Genomic DNA, 24,234 nt, shown 5'->3' with positions numbered 1-24,234 from the left:
TAGTCCGGATTGGAGTCTGCAACTCGACTCCATGAAGTCGGAATCGCTAGTAATCGTGAATCAGAATGTCACGGTGAATACGGTCCCGGGCCTTGTACACACCGCCCGTCACATCACGAAAGCGGGCTGTACTAGAAATCGCTGCGCTAACCCGCAAGGGAGGCAGGTGCTTAAGGTATGGTCAGTGATTGGGGTGAAGTCGTAACAAGGTAGCTGTAGGAGAACCTGTGGCTGGATCACCTCCTTTCTAGAGCATCTGACAATGTCCGCGCAAGCGGGCGGAGTCGGATAATCAATGATCGATCTGGTACGAAAACAGGTTATGTGCACACGTTCTGTCTAGTTTTGAGAGAACCGGGTTCTTTCGCCGGCGCGCCGGCTTCGCAGAAAACGCGGGGGCGGCGACGGCGAGGGGTCAGGGCTGGTTCTGAAATCAGGACTCGGTGGGGTTCTGATGGCGACAGAGTTCGAGAGGGCCTGTAGCTCAGCTGGTTAGAGCACACGCTTGATAAGCGTGGGGTCAGTAGTTCAAATCTACTCAGGCCCACCAGCTTTTCGGGGAATTAGCTCAGCTGGGAGAGCGCCTGGTTTGCAACCAGGAGGTCATCGGTTCGATCCCGTTCACCTCCACCATTGATTTATTTTTTTTAAAATGTTATAGTTCATCACCAAGTATGAAAAATTTCCGGTGGCAATGCCGGAGGGGCAACACCCGTTCCCATTCCGAACACGGCAGTTAAGTCCTCCATGGCCGATGATACTTGGGCTGCGAGGCCCTGGGAAAGTAGGTAGTCGCCGGATTAAAATTTAAAAGAAGGCTCGGTTTAAAAACCGGGCCTTCTTTGTTTATTCAGCAATAGGCGCTTATCCTATAAGTTTTTCAAATTATTAAATTCATAGCTTGACATGCAGTAATATGCTGGATTATTATTAATGCAATTTTTGGAGGAATTGGATGAAAGAACTCCCTTTATTTTTTCATATCAGCGGAATACCGGGTTCAGTATCATATGCCTGGATTGCTACAATAATTCTTCTTGTCTTTGCGGTTGCTGTAAGGCTATCACTAAAAGTGGTACCTACCGGCGTGCAGAATTTTGCTGAAACCTTAGTCGAATTTCTGCTTGACCTGGCTGAGGCATCTATCGGCCATATGGGCCGTTACTTTTTCCCGCTTATCGCAACACTCTTCCTTTATATACTTACATGTAATTTTCTTGGGCTTATCCCTGGCTTTGAGGCTCCTACCAGTGATCTTAATATGACGGCATCTCTTGCCATACCTGTTTTTCTGGCTACGCATTTTTACGGGATCAAGATACACAAGCTCAGCTATATAAAACATTTTGTTGGTCCCATGAGGTCGATCGTTGCATTTCCTCTGATGGTGCTGATGTTCTTTATAGAGGTGATAGGACATCTTGCCAGGCCGTTGACATTAGCGGTCAGGCTCTTCGGGAATATGATCGCGAAACACAAGATAATCATGATATTGGTTTTTTTGGCTCCGGCAATCATCCCCTCGGCAATATTGGGGCTTGGAGTTCTCGTATCTGTAATTCAGGCTTATGTTTTTGTGCTGCTTACTGTTCTGTATCTGGCTGGTGCGGTTGAGGAAGCGCATTAAAGATAAATAATAATCCAAAGTTTAAAGGAAAGGAGGAAAAAAATGAAGAAGACATTTGCTGTATTTTTACTTGCTCTTGCTGTAACATGCCTGCTGGCTCCTGCTGCTTTTGCTGAAGGCGCTGCCAAGACAGACGCAGAATTCGCTTATTTCGGAATGGCGGTTCTCGGCTGCGGTATTGCTATCGGCCTTGCTGCTTTTGGTACAGGCATCGGCCAGGGTATCGGCCTTAGCAAAGCGGCTGAAGGTGTTGCAAGGAACCCGGGGGCTTCAGGTAAGGTAACAACAACCCTTATCATCGGTCTTGCAATGATCGAGTCTCTCTGTATTTACGCGCTTGTTGTCGTACTTATCGTTCTCTTTGCAAATCCGTTCGGCATATAGAGAAAAGGCTCACTAATAAATCAGTCATGGGAAGGCAGGAGAGATCCTGCCTTTCTTTTTTTCTCTTCCTGATATATCAATTTCTTATCCAAACCTGTTAAAATTCCACGGTTGTTTTTACTGATATTTTCATATCCCCATCTTAAGTTAAGAGGGGGCGGGGGGCGTTATGATAATATCTCCTTTTAGCTGTTCCCCGATGTATGGGTAAAATTAAATTATTTTTCAGGAGAATATCGTGGGTTTTTTTGAAAAGCTTAAAAATGGACTATTAAAGACCAAGAAGTTTCTTATAGAAGACACTGAAAAGCTCGCTAAGGGAAGAAAGGTGGATGACGCCCTTCTTGATGAATTTGAAGACCTGCTCATCATGGCTGATATAGGGCCTCTGGCTGCCGGTGCAATAACAGGAGCCTTAAGGGAAAGGGCCAGGCAGGACAGCATCAAAAATGAGAAGGACCTTGTTGCTGCATTCAAAGCGGAAGTGAAGAAGATACTGAAGCAGGGACCCGCTTTAATGTGTTCAGGAGAAAAACCGTATGTGATACTGACCGTCGGGGTCAATGGCGTAGGCAAGACGACCACCATCGGAAAGCTTGCCCGGCGTTTTACTGATCATGGTTTTTCAGTGACCCTTGCCGCAGGTGATACATTCAGGGCTGCTGCGATCGAACAGCTTGAGATATGGGCTGACAGGGCCGGCGCGAATATCATAAAGCACCGCAGCGGAGCAGACCCCGCAGCTGTAGCATTTGACGCTATAGCCTCTGCAAAGTCAAAAGGTGTTGATGTTGTGATAATCGACACCGCCGGCAGGCTTCATACTAAATCAAATCTCATGGAAGAGCTTAAAAAAATAAAACGCGTTATAGCTAAAGAACATGCCTCTGCACCTCATGAAGTGCTTCTCGTAGTTGACTCGACATCAGGGCAGAATGCGATAAACCAGGCAAGGATGTTCAATGAGACCGTCGGCGTGACAGGCATAGCGCTCACAAAGCTTGACGGCACTGCAAAGGGCGGCATCATAATCGCAATAAATAAAGAGCTCGGGATACCAGTCAAACTGATCGGCGTGGGTGAGGCTGTCGAAGACCTTCAGGACTTCAACCCTCAGGAGTTTGTTGATGCCTTGTTCGGTGAGTAAAGCGTTCTTTCCTTTTTTTTGTATATTTATTTAATGAATCTCCTGTTGAGTTGTAGCTCAAAATCGTGAAAAATGTCAGTTTATTGTGGGTTTTTCACGGTTATGTTGACAAAAGAGTGAATTTGTATATACTTTAAGCTATGGCAAAAGTATTACACGTATTTAATACAATCAGCCGCCTCAGAGAGCGGTATTATGCCGCGTCTGCCGGGAAACAATCGCTTATAAAATTACTGAGCGAAGCAGAGGTCGCTGAGCAGGTGTATAACTCCAATGCCATCGAGAACAGCACCCTCACTCTTGAAGAAACAGAAAAAATCCTTTTGCAAATAGACCTGGACAGATACATAACCGAGAGAGAAATCTTTGAAGCCAAAAATCTTGCGCGTGTAGTTTCATATATCGATACAAAAGCCAAAGAGCAAGAGCTGACTCTTGAGGTTATTCTGTCGCTTCACAAAATGCTTATAGCGAATATCCGGGATGATATCGCCGGAAGATTTCGCAAGGACGGTGAATGGGTCAGGGTTGCCAGCCACATTGCGCCGGACCCGAAAGAAGTGGATGGAAGATTGGAAAAAATGCTTGCGAGGTATAACGCTGACAGCCATGAAAATATTATAAAACGTATTGCGCTGCTGCATCTTACTTTTGAACACACACACCCGTTTGTTGACGGCAATGGCCGCATCGGAAGAGTACTGAATAATTATCTGCTTATACGGGAAGGTTTTGTGCCGGTAAATATTAAATTCATTGACAGGAAAATGTATTACGAGGCGTTTAAGGAATTTGACGAAAAAGGCGCTGCAAAGATCATGGAGGAAATAGTCGGCAAGGCGCTTACTAACAGTTATCACAAGAGGCTTGCCTATCTGGAAGGCGCGCACATCATGACGCTTGTTGAATATGCAAAAAAGCATAAAGTATCACACTCGAATTTGATAAATAAGGCAAACCGCCAAACCATAGAAGCCTTTCTTGAAAAAGGCATCTGGAAGATTGGCGTAAAGCAGAAGCAAAAATAATTTATGAACAAATCCGAGACAAAAGTAGAACATATTGACCAAGTGCTGGAAGCCGCAGGTCATGGCATAACAAGCTGCATATAAATTCCAACCATCCTGTTTGACATCCCCTTCGCAACTGTTATAAACTGAACCATCGTTCATATGAATCAGCGTTCATCTAATAATGTTTCCAAAACAAGGGTATTGAAGGCTGCTCTGAAGCTCTTTTCTTCAAAGGGATATTCTGGCACGAAGATGACCGATATAGCGCAGGAGGTCGGGCTTAGTGTCGGCGCGCTTTACCTGAGGTTCAAAAGTAAAGAGGAAGTCTGCCTTGAGCTGATAAAGGATCAGACAAAGGATTTCAGCGAGTTTACAAAAAGCCTTTCTTCGCAGCCGCCGCTCAAGGCGTTAAAAATATATATTGATACAAACCTTGAAGTCGCTTTTAAAAAGAAGCAGCTCATCTCTCTTTTAATCAAGGAACATGACATGCCGTTTTTAAAGCCGTTCAGGAAAAACTTTTTAAAGACACAGCACGACATAATAATGGATATTCTTAAAGCCGGGATAAAGAGCAAAGATTTCAGGCCTCTTGATATTGATGATACAGCCTTGATGATATTCGCGTGTATAAGAGGCGGCATCCTGTTGAGGCTCAGGTTTGAGACAGGGGATGAAAAAAAGATGGGCGACTCGCTTTATGATCTGATAACTAAAGGGATAAGGAAGGATACGATATGATGAAACGAACTCTTCTGTTTCTGTTTTTATTTATGGCCGCAGTTCCCGTGACATTGCCGGCGCAGGAGTACAGCCTCAGCGAGCTTTATTCAATCGCGCTTGAGCGAAGCAAGAGCATCAAGATAGCAGAGGAAGAGCTTTATCTTTCTGAACGCGACAAAGACAGGGCTACGGCAGTGCTGACACCTGCGCTCTCAGCATTCGGAAGCAGCACTGAATACAGCAATAGCGGCAGCTCACTGCCTGATAACAGCACTGCGTGGGGTTTGAAGTTGGGCCAGTCCATCTCAATGAGCGGCAGGGAATTGACAGCCATGGACATAGCAAAAGAGACGATTGTAAAGAGCAGGTTTGATCTTGATACGGTCAGGGGGAATTATTTACTAAGCGTTGCCACTTCGTATTATGACGTGCTCAAATCAAAGAAGGCGCTTGAGATAATAAATGCCAATGTAGAAAGGCTGACAAAACACAGGGATGCAGCAAAGATACGGCTCAAGGTCGGCGAGAGCACCAAGACAGTTCTTCTGCGGGCTGAAGCAGAGCTCTCAGGCGCGCAGTCGGATCTGATAAGGGCAGACAATGCGCTGAAATTCACAAAGGTGCTCCTTGCACGAACCGTCGGGATCAGCAATGATTTCGATCTGAAAGAAGATCAGCCGTATGCAATATCAACAATGACTCTTGACAGCCTGAAGCAGACAGCATTATCGGAACGGGCGGAGTTGAAAAGTTCTGGCCTTCAGAAAGAGATCGCTGACAAGCAGATCAAATATACAAAGGGCTTATACTGGCCGAGCCTTTCAGTTGAAGGAGTGTATTCAAAGAAAGAGGATCATCCGTCTATAAGCTCATCAAACAGTGAAAATATTTACGGAGTTCTGAGCATTAATTATCCGTTATTTGACGGAGGATTGAGAAAGGCAGAAGTCAGGCAGGCAGAGGCAAGGCTCAGGCAGGCGGATTACAGGCTTCAGGATATGCAGGATTCTGTTAATGTCGAGGTTGATAACGCCTATCTTAATCTGGCAACCGTTTCAGGGGTTCTGGAAAAACTGCGTTCGGAAGTGGAATATGCAAAAGACAATTACAACTCTGTTACAAAACAGTTCGAGTACGGCCTTGCTGACAGCATAGATATCATGGATGCAAACACTCTGCTTGTTACTTCTGAAAGGCAGCTTGCAAATGCGCAGTATGATCAACAGTTAGCTCTTTTAATATTGCAGCGCGCAACCGGAACACTTTTAAAGACTGTAGCCGGCAATCAATAGGGGCGAAAGGAGAATTTATAAATGAAGAATAAGTTCCTGACAATTATATGCTGTTTGTTTTTTGCTGTTTGCTCTGCATCTTTTCTTACGGCATGTTCAAAGGAGAAGCCGAAACAGGCTCCTAAATCCATGGTTGTCCCTGTGACGACTGAATCTGTGACCAATAAATCGGTGCCTTTACAGTTAACGGCCATGGGGACAGTTGAAGCATTCTCCTCAGTCAAGATTACTGCGCGTGTCGGAGGTGAACTCTTGAGCGTTGGCTTTCATGAGGGGAAGGATGTTAAAAAAGGCGAGCTGCTTTTCACGATTGACCCTGCGCCTTATCAGACAACTTATGAGATAGCTGAGGCCAATCTCAGGAGGGATATGGCTGTTGCAAAAAAAGCTGAAGATGACCTTATCAGGTATAAGGCGCTCTTCAATGAGAATCTTGTAAGCAGAAATGACCTTGAGAAGATACAGACAAATGCTGATGCTGTTGCGGCAACTGTGATAGCTGGCAAGGCAGCCGTGGAGAATGCAAAGCTTCAGCTTGGTTACTGTTACATCTATGCCCCGGTCGCAGGCCGTACAGGCAGTCTTCTTGTGAACCAGGGTAATCTCATCAAGGCAAATGATAATAATCCGATGGTGATCATAAATCAGATACAGCCTGTTTATGTGAGCTTCTCAGTTCCGGAGCATGACCTCGCAGAGATAAGAAGATACATGTCGTCAGGGAGATTAAATGTCGAGGCATTGTTCTCCAAGGAAGATAAGATATCTGAAAACGGTCTTTTGACATTTATAGATAATACAGTAGACACTTCAACCGGGACTATCAAAATGAAGGCGTCTTTTGAGAACAGGGAGATGGCTTTATGGCCCGGACAATTCGTTAACATCACGATTGCTTTATCAACCATACAGGACGCAGTGGTCGTGCCTTCTCAGGCAGTGCAGACAGGGCAGCAGGGGCAGTTCGTATTTGTTATTAAGGAAGATACGGCAGAGCTTCGCCCTGTCACAGCGGGACTAACACATGAAGGTATGACTGTCATTGAGAAAGGGCTTTCGTCAGGCGAAGAGGTGGTTACAGACGGACAGATGATGCTTATGCCCGGCGCAAAGGTTTTGATAAAGAACAACTGACAGATATGAATATCTCTGAACTATTTATAAAACGACCTATCATGACCAGCCTTGTCATGATAGCGGTAATGATCTTCGGGGTCTTTGCATACCGGATCCTTCCGGTTAATGATCTTCCGAGTATTGATTTTCCGACCATTCAGGTGCGCGCAAGCCTTCCGGGCGCAAGCCCTGAGACGATGGCAAGCGCTGTAGCTACTCCGCTGGAGCGCCAGTTCTCTACCATCTCCGGCCTTGATGCCATGACATCCACCAATGGGCAGGGTGTTTCGGTCATCACTCTTAAATTTGCTCTGGAGCGTAATATAGATGCAGCTGCGCAGGATGTACAGGCCGCAATCTCCAAGTCTGCGCGGCAGCTGCCGGAGGACATGCCGAGCCCTCCATCATATCAGAAGGTCAACCCGGCAGACCAGCCGGTAATTTATCTGACTCTCAGCTCGCCGACACTTCCGCTTTCTGATGTAAATGAATACGCTGACACTATTATTTCGCCGCGCATCTCCATGATCAAAGGCGTGGCACAGGTGCAGATCTATGGTTCACAAAAGTACGCTGTGCGTGTTCAGGTAGATCCAAAGGCATTGGCGAACCGGAAGATCGGACTTGATGAGGTAGCTGCTTCATTGTCACGCTGGAACGTAAACCTGCCGACAGGCGGGCTGCAGGGGGATAAGCAGGCATTTACCATCCAGGCAAGCGGGCAGCTTTATAATGCTGAAGCGTTCAAGGCGATCATTGTTGCTTATCGCGACGGCTCGCCGGTGCGTCTGCAGGACATAGCTGTGGTAATGGATAGCATTGAGAATGACAAGGTCGCCGCATGGTACAACACTAAAGGCAAGTCTGTCAGGGCTGTTGTTCTTGCGGTACAGCGCCAGCCCGGAACCAATACAATAGAGGTTGTGGACAGCATTAAGGAGCAGATACCAAGTTTCAGAAGCCAGCTTCCGGCTACAGTGGAACTGAACACCCTTTTTGACCGCTCTGACTCTATCCGTTCGTCAGTAGTGGATGTTAAATTCACACTTCTCCTGACCATCGCCCTTGTTGTCCTTGTTATATTTCTCTTTCTGCGCAATGTGTCAGCAACGGTGATCCCAAGCCTCGCGCTGCCGCTTTCCATCATCGGTACTTTTGCCGCCATGTACGGCCTGGGATTCTCGGTCAACAATATAACGCTGATGGCGCTCACACTGTCGGTCGGATTTGTAGTGGACGATGCGATAGTTATGCTTGAAAATATCGTCCGTCACATGGAGCATGGAGAGAAGCCGATGGATGCCGCATTACGCGGCTCAAGAGAGATAGGATTTACAATTATCTCCATGACGCTCTCGCTCGTTGCCGTATTTATACCCATACTTTTTATGGCAGGAATGCTCGGCAGGATGCTGCACGAGTTCGCCGTGACCATCACTGTTGCAATACTCATCTCGGGATTTGTTTCTCTGACGCTCACACCGATGCTATGCAGCCGTTTCCTGAGGCCGTTGGGAGAAGAGCGGCACGGACGGCTATATAATTTCATGGAGAGGTTCTTTGACGGCATGCGCAACCTCTATGAGAGGACCCTCAAGGGAGTTCTCCATTTCCGCCGCACAACCATTGTGGTTACTCTTGCATTGACAGCGGCAACGGCATGGCTCTTTACCATAATGCCGGCAGGCCTGCTTCCGCCGGATGACATCGGCGCGATATTTGCCTTTACCGAAGCGGCTCAGGGCATTTCCTTTGACGAGATGAAGCGTCATCAGCAGAAGCTTGCCGATATAGTGCTTCAGGACCCCAATGTGGAAGCATTTATGTCAGTTGTAGGCGCAGCAGGCCCGAGGGTGGCTTCAAACGGAGGCCTGATGTTCATGAAGCTGAAGCCGCGGGATGAACGCAAGCTGAATGCCGATCAGATAATAGCGGGGCTCAGGCCGAAGGTGATGGGTGTTCCCGGCGTTATGATGTTCATGCAGAACCCGCCGCCTATACGGCTCGAAGCGACCCTTTCCAAGGCGCAGTATCAGTTCGTGCTTCAGAGCCCGGACATAAAAGATCTGTATGCCAACGCTGCTGACTTTGAGAAAAAGCTTCGCGGGATAGCCATGATCCAGGACGTGAACAGCGACCTTCAGATCAAGAATCCGCAGGTGAACCTTGAGATCGACCGCGACCGTGCAGCTGCCCTTGGCATCACAGCACAGCAGATAGAAGACACTCTCTATTCTGCCTACGGCGCACGTCAGGTCTCAACCATATACTCTTCCACAAATCAGTACCAGGTGATCATGGAATTGGAGCCGCAGTATCAGATGGACCCGTCAGCGCTCGGCATGCTTTATGTCCGCTCAAACACAGGCCAGCTTGTGCCGCTCTCTTCTGTTGCAGACATAAAGAAGGGACTTGGCCCTTTATCTGTTAACCATCTCGGCCAGATAACAGCTGTGACAATCTCTTTCAACCTTAAGCCCGGCACCCCATTAGGTGATGCCGTTGCAGCAGTTGAGAAGGAGGCAAAGGCGCTTCCTTCTTCGATCACAACAGGATTCCAGGGGACAGCTCAGGTATATAAGGCATCAACGGTCGGGCTTGCCATGCTCCTGCTCCTTGCCATTGTTGTGATATATATCGTGCTCGGTATTCTGTACGAGAGCTACATACATCCTTTGACCATACTTTCAGGATTGCCTGCGGCAGGTTTCGGAGCGCTCATAACACTTCTCATATTCGGCAAGGACCTGAACCTTTACTCCTTCGTCGGTATCATCATGCTCGTCGGTATTGTGAAGAAGAACGCTATCATGATGATAGACTTCGCGCTTGAGGCTGAGCGGCAGGGCAACAAGACTCCGCTTGAGGCGATCTATGAAGGGGCCATTGTGCGTTTCAGGCCGATCATGATGACAACCATGGCGGCGCTCATGGGCACTCTGCCGATAGCGATCGGATTCGGCGCAGGCGCTGATTCACGCCGCTCTCTCGGGCTTGCGGTTGTCGGAGGACTGCTTGTATCACAGCTGCTGACGCTCTACATAACTCCTGTGGTTTATTACTATATGGACAGGATGCAGGCCAAGACACGAAAGATGTTTAAAACCGCCTCTCGAGACCGCGGAGAAAGCGCAGCGTTGTAATTAATGAATTCCGCATATAATACCACTGCAAGAGTCAGGACATTATGATCTTATTATTTTTTTGCACAGTATTTATCGCAGCTCATGTACATCTGTTTTATAAGATAACTGACGTCTTTAATTTCAGTACTGTTGAAACTTTTTTATTGTCGCTGATTCTCCTGTTTTTAGCGGCATCTCCTCTTTCAATACATTTTTTTGCCAGAGGCAAAGGAAACCAATCAAGGAAAGTAACATTGATCAGCCACATGTGGGTGGCACTGCTTATTATATTCTTCTCTTCTGCTGTTTCTTTAGATATTTATAACCTTTTAATAAAAATTTCAGCCCCGTTATTTAGTGAAGCTTACGCAAGTATTATCCTTTCACCTGCGCAAATATTATTTGTATCTCTTTCAGTTTCCATAATTTTCACGGCATATGGTTTTTTTGACGCGAAAAAGATCCGAACTGAAAGACTTACCGTTAAAACAACAAAACTTCCTAATGGTCTAAATAGAATCAGAATACTCCAGATATCAGACCTGCATCTTGGGATTATTCTTGGGAAAGAGATGCTGGATAAAGTGATTAAAATAATTGAGACAGAAAAACCTGACCTTATTGTTTCAACCGGCGATATGCTTAACGCTGAGATGGATCATATTGATCATCTCTCAGGTGAGCTTAATGCAATAAGGCCTTCGCTGGGGAAATACGCCGTGCTTGGCAATCATGAATCCTATTCAGGCTTGAAGCATGCCGATAAGTATATCTCTGATGCGGGATTCAGGCTTCTTCGCGGAGAAGGAGTGACAGTAAAGGATGTCATCAACATTGCCGGAGTTGATGACCCTGCGATCGACGCCATGAAACCGGACAGAGAGAAAAAGATGCTGAAAGAGAGCGATATGCTTTCAGGGTTCAAAACAGGATTGTTCACAATCCTGCTGAAACACAGGCCTGATATTGATAAAGGATCGCTCGGGCTTTTTGACCTTCAGCTTTCAGGCCATACGCACAAAGGGCAGATATTCCCTGTTCACTTTGCGATAAGGACTTTCTATCCTTATTACGCAGGATATTATAAACTTGCAAAAGGTTCAGCGCTTTATACCAGCAGAGGCACAGGAACAGCAGGGCCTCCGGTGCGTTTTCTCTCCCCGCCGGAGGTGACTGTGATTGACATTGTTAATGCATGATAAAATTAAATAGTGCGGTCATTCCGGCTTGTCCGGAATTTGTTTAGTAAATTCCCCCTTAGAAAAGGGGGACACAGGGGGATGTTGAAATAAAACACACCCCTAACCCCTCTTTTTAGAGGGGAAGATTCCGGACAAGCCGGAATAACAATAATCGGAGAAAGCTGAAGAATTTTTTTAATGAGGTGAAGAGATGAAGAAACGATTGTCCATATTAGTTCTTATTGTAATAGTGATAGCTGCTGTTCTTTACTTTCGCAAAGCGAATAACAAGCCGGTTACGTCTATCAGCAAAGCCGGCATCGTCCAGGCTATTGAGGTCAACATTACATCAAAGGTCGCAGGGAAGCTCTCTTTTCTATGTTGTAATGAGGGGGATTCTGTTGACAAAGGTTCGCTTGTTGCGCGGCTTGAAAATAACGATCTTGATGCGCTTATTAAACAGGCAGAAGCCTCAGTGCAGAGGGCTGCGGCGGATATAGAGACTGCCAAAGCAAAGAGAGAGGCGGCAAGAGCAGCTATGGACGAGGCATCCGCGCAGCTCAAACGAAAGGGAGAACTTTTGAAAGAAGGCCTAGTATCTCAGTCTGACTTTGACATTGTAGAAAGAAACAGCAGCACAGCAGCGGCAAATTACAAGGCAACTCTCAGCGGCCTGGCTTCTGCAGTAGCCGGGCGGAATGAAGCTGAGGCGATGCTGTCGGTCAGGAAGGCACAATTGCTGGACATCGTCATTGAGTCGCCGATATCCGGAACTGTAGTTTACAGATCGATCGAGCCGGGAGAGTTCGTCTCCCCTGGCGCTTCAATTATCTCACTTGTTGATATGAATGATATCTGGGTGAGGATTGATGTTGAGGAGACCAAGCTCGGAACGGTCGCCATCGGAGATGATGCGGTCATCAGCACCGATGCGATGCCCGGCAGGACGATCAAGGGAAAGGTTTTTGAGATAGGGAGGTACGCTGAGTTCGCCACTCAAAGAGATGTTAAGAGCGGGCAGCAGGATATAAAGACCTTCCATATAAAGATAAAGGTTGATGATACGGAAAAGATGCTTAAGCCCGGCATGACGGTTAATGCTGATATCCCTTTTAAGAGATAAGATATGGTCAATGCAAAAAATGCCATAGAGGTTTCAGGACTGGTCAAGAAGTTCGGCTCTCTTGCCGCAGTGGACGATGTTAGTTTTAATGTTCCTGAAGGCGAGTTCTTCGGTTTTCTCGGGCCTAACGGAGCAGGCAAGACGACGCTTATCAGGATGCTCACTACTTTGCTTAAACCCACCAGCGGCAAGGCTGTTGTTGCAGGCATTGATGTATCTGTGTCTCCCCAGGAAGTAAGAAAGAAGATAGGAGTTGTTCCGCAGGCCCTGACAAGCGACCTTGACCTGACAGGGTATGAGAACATGGACCTGTACGGCAGGTTTTACAGCATACCATCGAGGGAGCGGAAGGAAAAGATAAAGAATCTCTTTGAGATCATCGGCCTGTCCAACAGGCAGAATGACCTTGTCGCGACATACTCGGGCGGTATGCGCAGACGGCTTGAGCTAGCGCGCGTTCTCGTCCACGCGCCTAAGGTGCTCTTTCTTGACGAACCAACCATAGGCCTTGACCCTCAGAGCAGGCGCGTTGTGTGGGAGTTCCTTGAGAAGTTCAGAAAAGATTACTCTCTCACAATATTCCTGAGCACGCATTATATGGAAGAGGCTGAGGCATTGTGCGAGAGGCTGGCTATCATTGATAACGGAAAGATAATAGCGCTTGATTCTCCGGCAAAGCTGAAATCTGAACTTCCGGGCAATGACATAATCTACCTTACGCTATCTGATATTTCAAAGATCAGCCATGTTGAAGATAAGATAAAAGGGCTGCCGTTTGTCCATAATGTCATTATAGACGGAGCTACTCTGCGGGTATATGTGGATAACGGAGCTCTTGATTTCTCCCCCCTTGTTGATAGTGTGAAAGAAGCAGGCGGGATAGTGACGTCAGTGAACATTCACCAGTTGTCCATTGAAGATGTATTTATACATCACACAGGAAAATCAATACGCGAGGAAGGCGCAAAGAAGATAAACTTCTTTGTCGGCGCCGGCCTGCCTCAAAAACTTTCAAGATGACCAGATTACTCGCTGTTATTGAGAGAGACATCAAGAAGTTCATACGCAATCCTATTGTTGTGATGATGAGCCTTGTCATGCCTATGGTCTATCTTCTTATCCTCGGGAACTCTTTTCAGGGAAAGCTTAAGGATCTTCCGCTTGCGATAGTTGACCAGGATTCCGGAGTCTACTCAAGAAGGCTGATCGATAACCTCAGGGCTGTCGAGGCAGGCGCAAAGACTGTCTCGATCCATATGCTCAATGATCAGGATGCCGCTCTTGCAGGCGTCAGGAACGGGGCATATAAAGCAGCTCTGATAATCCCTCCTGATTTCACCAAGAGGGCGAACCTGAAGAGTGAACCTGATGTCGGACTATTTCTTGATAACACCGATACTGTCTCCACCGTGACGATCAAAGCGCTTGTGAACAGCGTATTAAACAGTGTAAGGGAGGAGCATGTTTCTGTAAGAGAAAAGCCTTCTGAGTTCTATGTCAGGAATATTGAGATCTACAGTATGGTTGATTACTACCAGACGCTCGTGCCCGGTGTTGTGATAATGGCGATATTCCTCGGCACGATGACTGCCGGGGTCTTTAACCTTGTGATGGACAGGTTTCTCGGAATAGATGAGAGTTACCTTCTCACACCTCTGTCCAAGACTGACATCGTCTCCGGGCTTGTCATAAGCGGCCTTTTGATAACGACTGTGATAGCCTTTGTAGTATTAATAGCGAGCATGCTGATCACAGGCATACCTTTTTCAAAAGGCATAGAGCAGATGTTTTCCATCTTGATGATAATAGTGCTGACCACTCTCGCACTGCTGAGTCTCATGTTCGTCATCCTCGGTAGGGCAACACATCCCAGGATCGTAGGCCTTTCAAGCGGTTTCCTGAATGTAATATTCTTCTTTCCAAGCGGCGCGATATATCCGATAGAGAGTTTCCCCGGCTGGCTCAGGGCGTTTGCAAAAGTAAATCCCGAAGCATACGCCGTGCATGCGCTCAAGTCTGTTTTATTCAAGGGCGCAGGCATGAATGTTATCTTCAATGACATTGTCTTTCTCTTGGTTTTCACCAATGTGATGATGGTGATTGCGATACTGACGTTTAAGAGGAATATGTGAACATAGTCTTAGGATGAATTAGCATGGAAATCGAAATAAACAACAGCACACTCGCCCTCATTGAAGGCGATATAACAAAGCAGGACACTGATGCGATAGTGAATGCAGCTAACAAAACTCTGCTGGGCGGAGGAGGTGTTGACGGAGCTATTCACAGGGCAGGAGGGCCGAAGATACTTGAGGAGTGCATAAAGATAGGACACTGCGAAACGGGTGAAGCTGTAATTACTTCAGGCGGTAATCTCAAAGCTAAGTTCGTCATACATACGGTCGGGCCTGTTTTCAGAGACGGGAAACACAATGAACCGACGCTTCTCCGTAATGCTTATCAAAACTCTCTCCAGCTCGCATCATTAAAAGGCATTAAGAGCATCGCCTTTCCGTCGATAAGCACAGGAGCCTACAGATATCCGATAGACGATGCAGCAGAGATAGCTCTTAAAACCGCGATAGATTTTATTAATGCTCATCCTGAAATAAAGTTCATAAGATTTGTCCTGTTCGGCAGGAACAATCTTGAGGCGTATGAGAGGGTTTTAAAGAAGCTCGTTTAGATCTCAGGATTCAGCGGCATCGGCCCGTTTAACAATGCTGCACGCGCCGCAAGCTTTCTGTAAACGTATGCGTAAGCGAGCATAGTGGTCGGGATAGTAGCGAAGAGCCCTACTATAAAGCAGAGAAATCCCGCGACATTGATAAGCAGCATAAGTACACCGAATGTTGCGAGATCCCATTTGGCGCCTTCAGTGGCAAGGGCGCTGGCTTTTAAAGATTCGATCGGCCCGAGCCCTTTTTCAACCATAAAGTAGGAGAAGAGATTGAACTTGACCGCCCATATGCACCCCGGAACGATAAAGAGCACAAGCCCGCCGACAATGATGAGAACATAAAGTATCGTTGCCCATATGTAGTTCGTGAGCAGGCTGAAGGATGAAAGAAGCTCATCAAACTCGCTCGTTACCCCGTCACAGAAGTTCAGGCTGATCCTGATAAAGCCGAGCTTGACCACAAAATTCAGAATAACCCCTGCAGTCATTAAGACAATTCCTACAAAGGTCAGCCCTTGTTTCTTTGCCAGATCCCCGATAAATCCAGGAAGCTCTACGATAAGCAAGGCTATAAAGAGAAGGATGACAAAGAATTTGATATTCTTCTTCATCGTCTCCCATCCAAAACTCACCGCTTCATTATATGAGAAGATATCTTCTTTCATCTTGTCTCCATGATAACTAATTTATGAATTATACAATTAAAAGCTCCTTTTGCGAAAATGTTAAAATATGAATTGCTGATTTGAATTTATCTGAAACATAATGTGAATACTGTAATGTCCCAGCCAAATAATAAGACAATAGACAAATTCAAACTCGTATCTGATTTCAAACCAGCCGGTGACCAGCCTGCGGCGATTGAGGCATTGACTCAAGGCCTGCTGAAAAACCATGCTCATCAGGTGCTTCTCGGCGTGACCGGCTCTGGCAAGACATTCACTGTTGCGAATGTGATAGCCAATTTGGACAAGCCCACTCTTGTCATCGCCCACAACAAGACCCTTGCCGCGCAGCTCTACGGCGAGTTCAAAGAGTTCTTCCCGGAAAATGCGGTTGAATATTTTGTCAGCTACTATGACTATTACCAGCCTGAGGCGTACCTTCCGACAGTTGATACCTATATTGAAAAGGATGCGATGATCAATGAGGATATTGACAGGATGAGGCACTCTGCTACGCGTGCAGTGCTTGAGAGGAATGACACTATAATTGTCGCATCTGTCTCATGCATCTACGGCATCGGCTCTCCTGAAGATTATCTCGGGATGCATCTGCAGATTGAGTCAGGCATGAGGATAGAGCGGGATCTATTTTTGAGGAAGCTGGTTGAGATGCTCTATGTCAGGGATGATGAAGATTTCAAGCGGGGCGATTTCAGGGTGAGGGGAGACGTTGTCGAGGTCTTCCCGTCGTTTTCAGGAGAGAACGCCATAAGGGTCGAATTCTTCGGCGATGATATTGACGCATTGTCAGAGTTTGATTCTCTCACAGGCGCGGTGATTAGAAGGCTCTCAAAGACCGTGCTCTATCCTAACAGCCACTGGATAACATCTAAAGAGAGGATACAGAATGCCTTTGCAGAAATAAATAACGAGATGCAGGCGAGGATAAAATATTTTCTCAAACAGGGGAAGGAGGTTGAGGCGAAGCGCATAGAGGAGAAGACGAGGTTTGATATGGAGATGCTGAAGGAGTTCGGCTACTGTCACGGCATAGAGAACTACTCGAGGCATTTGAGCGGCAGGGCGCCGGGAGAACCTTCCTCATGCCTTATAGATTATTTCCCTGATGACTACCTTCTCGTTATAGATGAATCTCACGCGACCATACCCCAGATAGGAGGGATGTACGCAGGCGACAGGTCAAGAAAGCAGACGCTTATAGATTATGGCTTCAGGCTGCCGTCAGCCCTCGATAACCGGCCTCTGAAGTTCGACGAGTTTGAGAAAAAAGTAAATGAGGTGATCTATATATCCGCAACACCTGCCGAATATGAGCTTGAAATATCAGAGCGGAGGATAGTAGAGCAGATAGTAAGGCCTACAGGATTGATCGATCCTGTGATAGAGATAAGGCCTGTCAGCGGACAGCTTGATGACCTGCTTGCTGAGATCAGAGAGAGGGCGGCAAAGGGCGAGAGGGTGCTTGTGACCAGCCTTACAAAGAAGATGGCTGAAGACATCTCTGAACATTATAAAGAACTCGGTGTGAAGACGAGATACCTGCATTCGGATATTGACACGATCGAGAGGGTTGAGATATTGAGAGATTTGAGGCTGGGCAAATTCGACGCACTCATCGGCGTGAATCTGCTAAGGGAAGGGCTTGACCTGCCTGAGGTCTCGCTTGTCGCGATACTTGACGCTGACAAGGAGGGTTTTCTTCGCTCTTCGCGGTCGCTGATTCAGACTGCGGGCAGGGCTGCAAGAAATATCAACGGCAAGGTCATATTCTACGCGGATAAGATCACAGGCTCCATGCAGGTTGCGATGGATGAGACAGAGAGAAGGCGGAAAAAGCAGAAAGCTTATAACAAGAAGCACGGCATAACCCCGAAGTCGATAATAAAGGATATCAAGAATATTCTCGGCTCTATATATGAGGCTGACTACTGGACAGTTCCTGCTGTTGCGGAAGAGATGGTTGAATATAAAAACGAGGCAGACATCAAGAAGCTTGAGTCAGAGATGAAAGAGGCAGCTCAGAAGCTTGAATTTGAGAGGGCCGCTCAACTCAGGGACAAAATAAAGGCGATAAGAAATAAGATGATCGAGATCGGAATAAAAGAATGAGGATTATCCCCAGTCGAGCTTCCTTCTCTTTTTATGATGAATATATTTTTCTGCTGAAAGCGCTGCAAGGCAACCGTTGGCAGCTGCCACAACTACCTGTCTCACTTCGGTACATGAGACATCTCCTGCAGTAAATACGCCGGGGATCGAGGTCTCCATCATCTTGTTTGCAAGCACGCACTTTTCATCGCTCAGATCAACGGAAAAATTAAGAAAGTCGACGATAGGCTGGCTTCCGTGGAGGTATACAAATACGCCGTCCATAGGCATCTCAGTCTCTTCAGAAGTTTCAGAGTTAAGCACTTTGATGCCCGTTACTCCGTCTTCACCTTCAATTGAGAGCACTTTGTGGTTTGTGAGAACTTTTATCTTGCCTGAATCAAGCGCAGGATGTTCGCCTTTTATCTCTTTTGCCGGAGCTATTAAATATACAGTCTCTGCAAACCTTGTCAAAAGGTCAGCCTCTTTTATAGCCTCTTCCGAATCTCCGACAACGCAGACCGTCCTTCCCTTGTAAAAGGCCGCGTCGCATATTGCGCAATAGCTCACGCCCCTGCCTAACAGTTCCGCCTCTCCCTTTATGGAAGGCTTCCTGCCCATTGAACCAGTTGCGATGACCACTACCTTGCCCTTGTATATTTTGTCCATAGCAATTACATCTTTAACTTCAGCTTCGAGGCTCACTCCGACGACCTGAGTCTCTACATATTCAGCGCCGAAGTCCAAAGCCTGCTTGCGGAAGATATTCAGAAGTTCGGTCCCGCTCATGGGCGCGGTTTGTCCGGGATAGTTCACAATCTTGCTTGTGAATGCCAGCGCTCCGGCAGTAGGAGATTTATCAAGAACTACAGTCCTGAGCTTTGACCTTGACGCATACTGAGCAGCACTCAGGCCTGCCGGCCCGCCGCCGATTATTATTACATCATAAAGTTCCTCTGACATCTCATCCTCCGGGATCGATCTATTGTTTGTTAATAAAAAGTAATAAATTATATCAAAATTACCATTTTATGTCAGTTTGTTATATGGTTAGATAATCGGCATGATTGAAAATTGTTCTCTTCTCTACCGTTATAATCACCTACTATTATTTCCTATATGATAACGAGTAAAATTATGATACATTTATAATTAGGTATCCCATGAAAAACGAGAATGGATCAGAAAGTAAACCTGGCCGGCAGGAGAGCATTCTTATTGTTGAGGATGATCAGGGGCTGAATTCCCTCATCCAGAAGACATTGGAGCGCGCAGGTATGAGGGTTGAGTCTGCATTTGACGCTAAGGAGGCTATTTCCAAAATAGCTGACAATAATATCGATATGATGCTTCTTGATTATCAGCTGCCGGATATGAAAGGCAGTGAACTTATTGCGGCCCTTATAGAAAAGAATAATAATGTCCCTTTCATCATTGTCACCGGCCATGGTGATGAAAAGATAGCTGTAGAGATGATGAAACTGGGAGCGAGGGACTACATAGTTAAGGACAAAGGATTTATGGAGATACTGCCTTTTGTGCTGGGTAAGGCCATTAAGGAAGTGGAACGGGAGAGAAGGCTGGAAGAGACTGAAAAAAAGATAATTCATGCTGCTGAGGAGTGGAGGGTTACATTTGATGCTATAGCTGATTTTGTGACCGTACATGACAATGATTTCAGGATAGTGAAAGCGAATAAAGCGCTGGCTGACTTTCTTGGAGTCCGGATACAGGATATTGTGGGCAGGCACTGCTATGAGATTCTCCATAACCTCAGCGAGCCGATCGCCGATTGTGCGCATATTGAGATGTTGAAGACCGGAAAGACCGTAACAAAAGAGATTAATGACGACCACCTCGGACGTTATCTCATGATTTCCGTATCACCAATATTTAATGAGGCAGGTGAGATCAAGGGGTCGGTGCATTATATGAAGGATATTACAGAGATAAAGAGATCAGAAGATGAACTCAAGAAGAGAGTTGATGACCTTGAGAAGTTTTATGAAATGGCGGTTAACAGGGAACTCAGGATGAAGGAATTAAAGAAAGACATAAAGATGTTAAATGAAGAGCTTTCAAAATACAGGACAGAGGGGCATGAAGGAAGATAAAAAAGTCAGGGATCTTTCGGGGCTCGATGAACTTGCAGCGCTTTATAAAAGCGGGGTCTTAGCTGAAGACGGCGATAAAGATGCTCTTTTCCTGAAGAACAGGGAAGCTTTTTTTAATATGCTTGAGGATGTCAGTGAGTCTTACAGAGAGCTTGAACTCCTTTTTACCGGGTTGGTCAAGTCTATGGTAAATGCCCTTGACGCAAAGAGCCCATGGACAAAGGGCCACTCTCAGAGAGTTGCTGAATATTCTAAGATCATAGCCAGGAAGATGGATTTCAGCGAGGACGATCTAAAAGACATCTGGCTGGCAGGGATACTTCATGACATCGGAAAGATCGGGACATATGACGCGCTTCTTGATAAGGCGGGTAAGCTTACCAGTGAGGAGTATGAGATCATAAAGCGCCATCCTGCCCAGGGCGCCGCTATTCTTGAAGGGATCAAACAGTTGAAGGATATCGTGCCTATTATCAGGCACCACCATGAAAGCTTTGACGGCAAGGGATATCCTGACGGGTTAAAAGGTAATGAGATACCCCTGCAGTCAAGAATCATCCATGTTGCTGATTCATTTGATTCCATGACCTCTGACAGGCCCTACAGAGTTTCTCCCGGCAAAGATTACGCGATATCCGAGTTCAGAAAGTTTTCCGGAGCACAGTTCGACCCTTACGCTGTTGAGGTATTTCTCGACGTGATTGGCAGCGGCCAGCATCTCAGGCTGATAAAATTCTAAAACTTATCTCTCGATTCAGGAGGATTTAAATGACAGAACAGGCTGATAATACTGCTTTGCCTATAAAAAATATCCGTGAGATACGGATCAATCCTATTGTGCCGAGTGAATCTGTGCTCGTTGCCACAGCCCGCAGCATGCGGCCGAAGAAGGAGGAAGCGCAAGTTCAGCATGATTCGCGGCCGCATGTAGAGACCTGTCCTTTTTGTCAGGGGAATGAGGCTATGACACCTGCTTCTATTATGCAGGTGCCTGCCGCAGGTGACTGGGAACTCCGCATCGTAGAGAACCTTTATCCTGTGCTCGATGATGACCGGGTGAACCAGAATTTTGCCTTTGGTTTGCAGCACACCATTGACGGCTACGGACGGCATGAGGTGGTCATAGATCATAAATCACACGGCATCCGTATACATGAAATGGCCGATGAGCATCTTACGCTTCTCTTCTCACTCTACCGCGACCGCATGGAGCAGCTCTATCATTCTGATGCCCGGCTGAAGTATGTTCTCGTCTTTAAAAATTCCGGCCCTGCCGCAGGCGCGAGTATCGGACATACTCACAGCCAGATGATCGCAATGCCTGTGGTGCCTGATAATGTTCAGGCCGAGGTCCGCAGCAGCAAGGCGCATTACGAGGCCTCGCATCAATGTATCTTCTGTAGCCTGATCGATGAGGCATTTACCTTTGAGGCGATACTGTATGACAGGGAATCAGGCGAGATACGGCGCAGGGTCAATGCCGGCCAGTTTGTCATTGAGCGCAGCAAAAAATTTGTCGCCATAAAACCATTTGCAAGCAGGTATGAGTGGGAGATACATATCCTGCCTCTTTCGCATCAGGCTGATTATCTTGACGCAAGCCCTGATGACCTTGCAGATCTTGCGATCCTCTTCAAAAGAACAATGGCGCGCCTGAATGCGGTGCTCGGCGGTGTTCAGTATAATTTCTTCCTGCATTCACTGCCGCACGGGACAGAGTACTCAGGGAACGCGGAGTCCTTTCACTGGCACATCGAGATCTGCCCGCGCACAAGCATCCCGACAGGGTTTGAACTTGGCTCAGGACTTTATGTGAATACGATCTGTCCTGAAACAGCCGCGGAGAAATTGAGGAATGTTGTTCTGCCTTAAATTATGAGGGCAAGTCCGGTTACGGGTTTACTATCCAATATATTATTTCTCCTTACATGCTATCTCGATCTTCTCTATCAGATCATCCAGCTCTATAGGTTTCAGGCAATAATCATTTGCCCCGTACTCTATGCTCAGCCGCCCAGTCTGCATAGATGCATGGCCGGTGAGCAGGATAACGACAACTGACGGCCATTTCTGCTTGATCTCTTTAAGGCACTGGATGCCGTCTCTGTCAGGCAGCATTACATCCAGGATCACCACGTCGGGGCAGCCGCGTTCAAGTTCCAGGATCGCTTCTGCGCAATTCGCTGCGCTCCTTACATCATAACCCCGGCGTGAAAGCCTTTTCGTTGTCATCTCGAGGAAATCGGTTTCATCATCAACGAGCAGGATACTGATCTTGTCATTCATACCGTATTCTCCTTATCAGTTATATTTATAATTCTCTCAAGATCGGCCATGATGGATCTGCGGTAATTTTCTACCATGCTTTGCTCCCCCATGACCATATCGATCTGACGGGCATGTATAAGCAGATATCCCAAGACCTTCAGGCGTTCGATCAGGAAGAGGGCGGGCTTCTTCTCAATACGCGCGGTAAGCGCATCCCCCTTTAATTCAACCCTGAAGTCGAATCTCTCCAGTATATCTTTTAGAAGGTTTATGCGGATGAATCTGCGGGTTGCATCTGCTGCGCCTCCCCTGAACTGGAAACTGACATAGTTTTCAGTAAGAAGGTCGCTCAGGTGCGCTTCAGCCAAAGCGAAATGATAGCCCAGCCGCACGTTCAGATTGCAGAAATTCTTAGAGATCAGAAAGTAATTTTTTGATACCATCCTTGAGCGCACTCCGGGATCCAGCCCCGGCCTCATGGTGGATTCAAAGATGATGGAGCCGAACCCCTTTAAACACACCGGAGGAGGGCCTTTCCAGGGGACAGCGGTCATGCCCTCCCAGATGGCAAGCATAGGCACGGATACGATATCGTCGATATGAATAAACTTTTCTTTTATGTCCACCTTTTCACTGAAACCGTCTTCCAAGTTTATCACCCACCATTGAAAAGGAATATCCGCTGTCAGCTGTTTGGCCTCTTTTTCATCAAATCCGTGTTTGGAACTGAGGTTGAAGAGCTCAGCAACCGCCTTCTCATGGCAGAATCGCGTTAGGTCATGATAGGTTTCACAGGACGAAGGCTTGAAATACGGGGATGCCGGATTGGTCAGGTTCAGCGGGGTTATGAGCTTCATCGTTTCTTCAAGCAATCTGTAAACCGGACTGCCTGCCATCAGGTTGGTAGGCGCGGCAGCCTGCGCCAGCAGGTCATCCCTTCGGCCTGAATATACGCGGCGGCCCACAGCGTCAACAGTGACGATATCTCCATTATGAAGTTTTTTAGTTGCGTTCTTAATGCTGAAGATTGCAGGTATTCCGAATTCACGCGAGACGGTCGCGAGATGAGACGTGACATGTCCGGTTTCGCTGACCAGGGCAACCGCCCGGCTCAAAAGTGTGCTCCATTCGGGCAAAGGGTGTTCTACAACAAGTACCGCGCTTTTTGGAAAATTCAGAAGGTCAACATTTGTACGCACAATATGAACAGGGCCGCAGGCAACCCCGCTGCTCGCAGTGACCCCGCCGCTAAGCAAAGATCTCTCCGCATCATTATTGGCAGTATCTTCGATATCTGCTTTTCCATTTAAAGCGATATAGCTGAGAGGACGGCTTTGCAGGATGATGATCCTGCCGCTCTGGTCAATGGACCATTCAATGTCCTGAGGCGAGCCGAACAGAGGGTAGGGTCTTCTTTTACTTCCCGTTTTCAGACACTGTGGATCAGATAGATCACAAGAAAAATACCGATGGCAAGCACAGATATGGCAAGCAATATGTCAAGGATCAGTGATGGCTGGTAAGTATCTTTATCTATCTGTCTCTCAAACAAAACCAAATGCCATGATGCTTATGCTCGTCCTTATCCACGCGAGGAATGTCCTCTCGTTTGCCATATGGACGCGGCGGTTGAGAACTTTTACAGCGTTCTTATCTTCAGGAGGCAT

The 24,234-nt window shown here is 46.9% G+C and carries 23 protein-coding genes, 2 tRNA genes and 2 rRNA genes; 21 read left to right on the top strand and 6 right to left on the bottom strand.

Features of this window, described 5'->3' with window-relative positions; all coding sequences use genetic code 11:
* The 17 genes from Q7U10_00780 to Q7U10_00700 form a co-directional block, all read left to right on the top strand.
* Nucleotides 1-247 (top strand): 16S ribosomal RNA (locus tag Q7U10_00780); the annotation flags it as partial.
* A 226-nt stretch (nt 248-473) separates the two neighbouring features.
* Nucleotides 474-550, top strand: a tRNA-Ile gene (locus Q7U10_00775).
* Nucleotides 551-559: 9 nt separating this feature from the next.
* Nucleotides 560-633, top strand: a tRNA-Ala gene (locus Q7U10_00770).
* 51 nt (nt 634-684) lie between these two features.
* Nucleotides 685-801, top strand: a 5S ribosomal RNA gene (rrf, locus tag Q7U10_00765).
* A gap of 154 nt (nt 802-955) precedes the next feature.
* Nucleotides 956-1,627 (top strand): F0F1 ATP synthase subunit A, encoded by a 672-nt coding sequence (gene atpB, locus Q7U10_00760; protein ID MDO8281152.1) that lies wholly within the window; start codon nt 956-958, stop codon nt 1,625-1,627.
* 156 nt (nt 1,628-1,783) lie between these two features.
* Complete coding sequence (gene atpE / locus Q7U10_00755; protein MDO8281151.1) at nt 1,784-2,011, top strand: ATP synthase F0 subunit C; 228 nt, start codon at nt 1,784-1,786, stop codon at nt 2,009-2,011.
* 238 nt (nt 2,012-2,249) lie between these two features.
* A complete protein-coding gene (ftsY, locus tag Q7U10_00750) occupies nt 2,250-3,158 on the top strand; it encodes a signal recognition particle-docking protein FtsY (protein MDO8281150.1) in 909 nt (302 codons plus the stop codon).
* Between the two features lie 140 nt (nt 3,159-3,298).
* Nucleotides 3,299-4,186 carry a Fic family protein gene (locus Q7U10_00745; GenBank protein ID MDO8281149.1) on the top strand — a complete coding sequence of 296 codons (888 nt, stop codon included), beginning with the start codon at nt 3,299-3,301 and terminating at the stop codon, nt 4,184-4,186.
* 144 nt (nt 4,187-4,330) lie between these two features.
* Nucleotides 4,331-4,912 carry a TetR/AcrR family transcriptional regulator gene (locus Q7U10_00740; GenBank protein MDO8281148.1) on the top strand — a complete coding sequence of 194 codons (582 nt, stop codon included), beginning with the start codon at nt 4,331-4,333 and terminating at the stop codon, nt 4,910-4,912.
* The gene (locus tag Q7U10_00735; protein MDO8281147.1) at nt 4,909-6,186 is read left to right on the top strand and encodes a TolC family protein; all 1,278 of its coding nucleotides are present in this window, start codon (nt 4,909-4,911) and stop codon (nt 6,184-6,186) included. The genes Q7U10_00740 and Q7U10_00735 overlap by 4 nt, the downstream gene beginning before the upstream one ends.
* 21 nt (nt 6,187-6,207) lie before the next feature.
* The gene (locus Q7U10_00730) at nt 6,208-7,320 is read left to right on the top strand and encodes an efflux RND transporter periplasmic adaptor subunit (protein MDO8281146.1); all 1,113 of its coding nucleotides are present in this window, start codon (nt 6,208-6,210) and stop codon (nt 7,318-7,320) included.
* A 5-nt stretch (nt 7,321-7,325) separates the two neighbouring features.
* On the top strand, nt 7,326-10,445 hold the full coding sequence (locus Q7U10_00725; protein MDO8281145.1) for an efflux RND transporter permease subunit: 3,120 nt from the start codon (nt 7,326-7,328) through the stop codon (nt 10,443-10,445).
* Nucleotides 10,446-10,489: 44 nt separating this feature from the next.
* Nucleotides 10,490-11,626 carry a metallophosphoesterase gene (locus tag Q7U10_00720; GenBank protein ID MDO8281144.1) on the top strand — a complete coding sequence of 379 codons (1,137 nt, stop codon included), beginning with the start codon at nt 10,490-10,492 and terminating at the stop codon, nt 11,624-11,626.
* Nucleotides 11,627-11,819: 193 nt separating this feature from the next.
* Nucleotides 11,820-12,731 (top strand): efflux RND transporter periplasmic adaptor subunit, encoded by a 912-nt coding sequence (locus tag Q7U10_00715; protein MDO8281143.1) that lies wholly within the window; start codon nt 11,820-11,822, stop codon nt 12,729-12,731.
* Between the two features lie 3 nt (nt 12,732-12,734).
* The gene (locus tag Q7U10_00710; protein ID MDO8281142.1) at nt 12,735-13,751 is read left to right on the top strand and encodes an ATP-binding cassette domain-containing protein; all 1,017 of its coding nucleotides are present in this window, start codon (nt 12,735-12,737) and stop codon (nt 13,749-13,751) included.
* Nucleotides 13,748-14,863 carry an ABC transporter permease gene (locus Q7U10_00705; GenBank protein ID MDO8281141.1) on the top strand — a complete coding sequence of 372 codons (1,116 nt, stop codon included), beginning with the start codon at nt 13,748-13,750 and terminating at the stop codon, nt 14,861-14,863. The genes Q7U10_00710 and Q7U10_00705 overlap by 4 nt, the downstream gene beginning before the upstream one ends.
* A 23-nt stretch (nt 14,864-14,886) precedes the next feature.
* Entirely contained in the window at nt 14,887-15,417 is a 531-nt protein-coding gene (locus tag Q7U10_00700) for an O-acetyl-ADP-ribose deacetylase (protein MDO8281140.1), read from the top strand.
* Here Q7U10_00700 and Q7U10_00695 read toward each other — a convergent pair.
* Nucleotides 15,414-16,076 carry a hypothetical protein gene (locus Q7U10_00695; GenBank protein MDO8281139.1) on the bottom strand — a complete coding sequence of 221 codons (663 nt, stop codon included), beginning with the start codon at nt 16,074-16,076 and terminating at the stop codon, nt 15,414-15,416. The genes Q7U10_00700 and Q7U10_00695 overlap by 4 nt on opposite strands.
* A 138-nt stretch (nt 16,077-16,214) precedes the next feature.
* On the opposite strand from Q7U10_00695, the gene uvrB reads away from it, so the two are divergent.
* Nucleotides 16,215-18,206, top strand: a complete 1,992-nt coding sequence (gene uvrB, locus Q7U10_00690) for an excinuclease ABC subunit UvrB (GenBank protein MDO8281138.1) — start codon at nt 16,215-16,217, stop codon at nt 18,204-18,206.
* Nucleotides 18,207-18,209: 3 nt separating this feature from the next.
* Here the strand turns inward: uvrB and Q7U10_00685 are convergent, their stop codons facing one another.
* Nucleotides 18,210-19,148 (bottom strand): FAD-dependent oxidoreductase, encoded by a 939-nt coding sequence (locus Q7U10_00685; GenBank protein MDO8281137.1) that lies wholly within the window; start codon nt 19,146-19,148, stop codon nt 18,210-18,212.
* 200 nt (nt 19,149-19,348) lie between these two features.
* Between Q7U10_00685 and Q7U10_00680 the strand changes: the two genes are divergently transcribed.
* From Q7U10_00680 to Q7U10_00670, 3 genes are read left to right on the top strand one after another with little or no spacing between them, the layout of a single operon-like run.
* A complete protein-coding gene (locus tag Q7U10_00680; GenBank protein MDO8281136.1) occupies nt 19,349-20,299 on the top strand; it encodes a response regulator in 951 nt (316 codons plus the stop codon).
* Nucleotides 20,253-21,038 (top strand): HD-GYP domain-containing protein, encoded by a 786-nt coding sequence (locus Q7U10_00675; protein MDO8281135.1) that lies wholly within the window; start codon nt 20,253-20,255, stop codon nt 21,036-21,038. The genes Q7U10_00680 and Q7U10_00675 overlap by 47 nt, the downstream gene beginning before the upstream one ends.
* Nucleotides 21,039-21,067: 29 nt before the next feature.
* Entirely contained in the window at nt 21,068-22,171 is a 1,104-nt protein-coding gene (locus Q7U10_00670) for a DUF4931 domain-containing protein (protein ID MDO8281134.1), read from the top strand.
* Nucleotides 22,172-22,213: 42 nt separating this feature from the next.
* On the opposite strand, the gene Q7U10_00665 is transcribed toward Q7U10_00670, so the two are convergent.
* From Q7U10_00665 to Q7U10_00650, 4 genes are all read right to left on the bottom strand, one after another.
* On the bottom strand, nt 22,214-22,585 hold the full coding sequence (locus tag Q7U10_00665; GenBank protein ID MDO8281133.1) for a response regulator: 372 nt from the start codon (nt 22,583-22,585) through the stop codon (nt 22,214-22,216).
* On the bottom strand, nt 22,582-23,823 hold the full coding sequence (locus Q7U10_00660) for a PEP-utilizing enzyme (protein MDO8281132.1): 1,242 nt from the start codon (nt 23,821-23,823) through the stop codon (nt 22,582-22,584). Before Q7U10_00660 ends, Q7U10_00665 begins: the two co-directional genes overlap by 4 nt.
* A gap of 173 nt (nt 23,824-23,996) precedes the next feature.
* Entirely contained in the window at nt 23,997-24,119 is a 123-nt protein-coding gene (locus tag Q7U10_00655) for a hypothetical protein (protein ID MDO8281131.1), read from the bottom strand.
* Nucleotides 24,112-24,234 (bottom strand): DUF202 domain-containing protein, encoded by a 123-nt coding sequence (locus Q7U10_00650; GenBank protein ID MDO8281130.1) that lies wholly within the window; start codon nt 24,232-24,234, stop codon nt 24,112-24,114. Before Q7U10_00650 ends, Q7U10_00655 begins: the two co-directional genes overlap by 8 nt.

Source organism: Thermodesulfovibrionia bacterium (assembly GCA_030646035.1).
GTDB lineage: Bacteria > Nitrospirota > Thermodesulfovibrionia > UBA6902 > UBA6902 > JACQZG01.
Note: the sequence above shows the minus strand (reverse complement) of the source record. Positions and strands in the feature narration are given on the sequence as shown.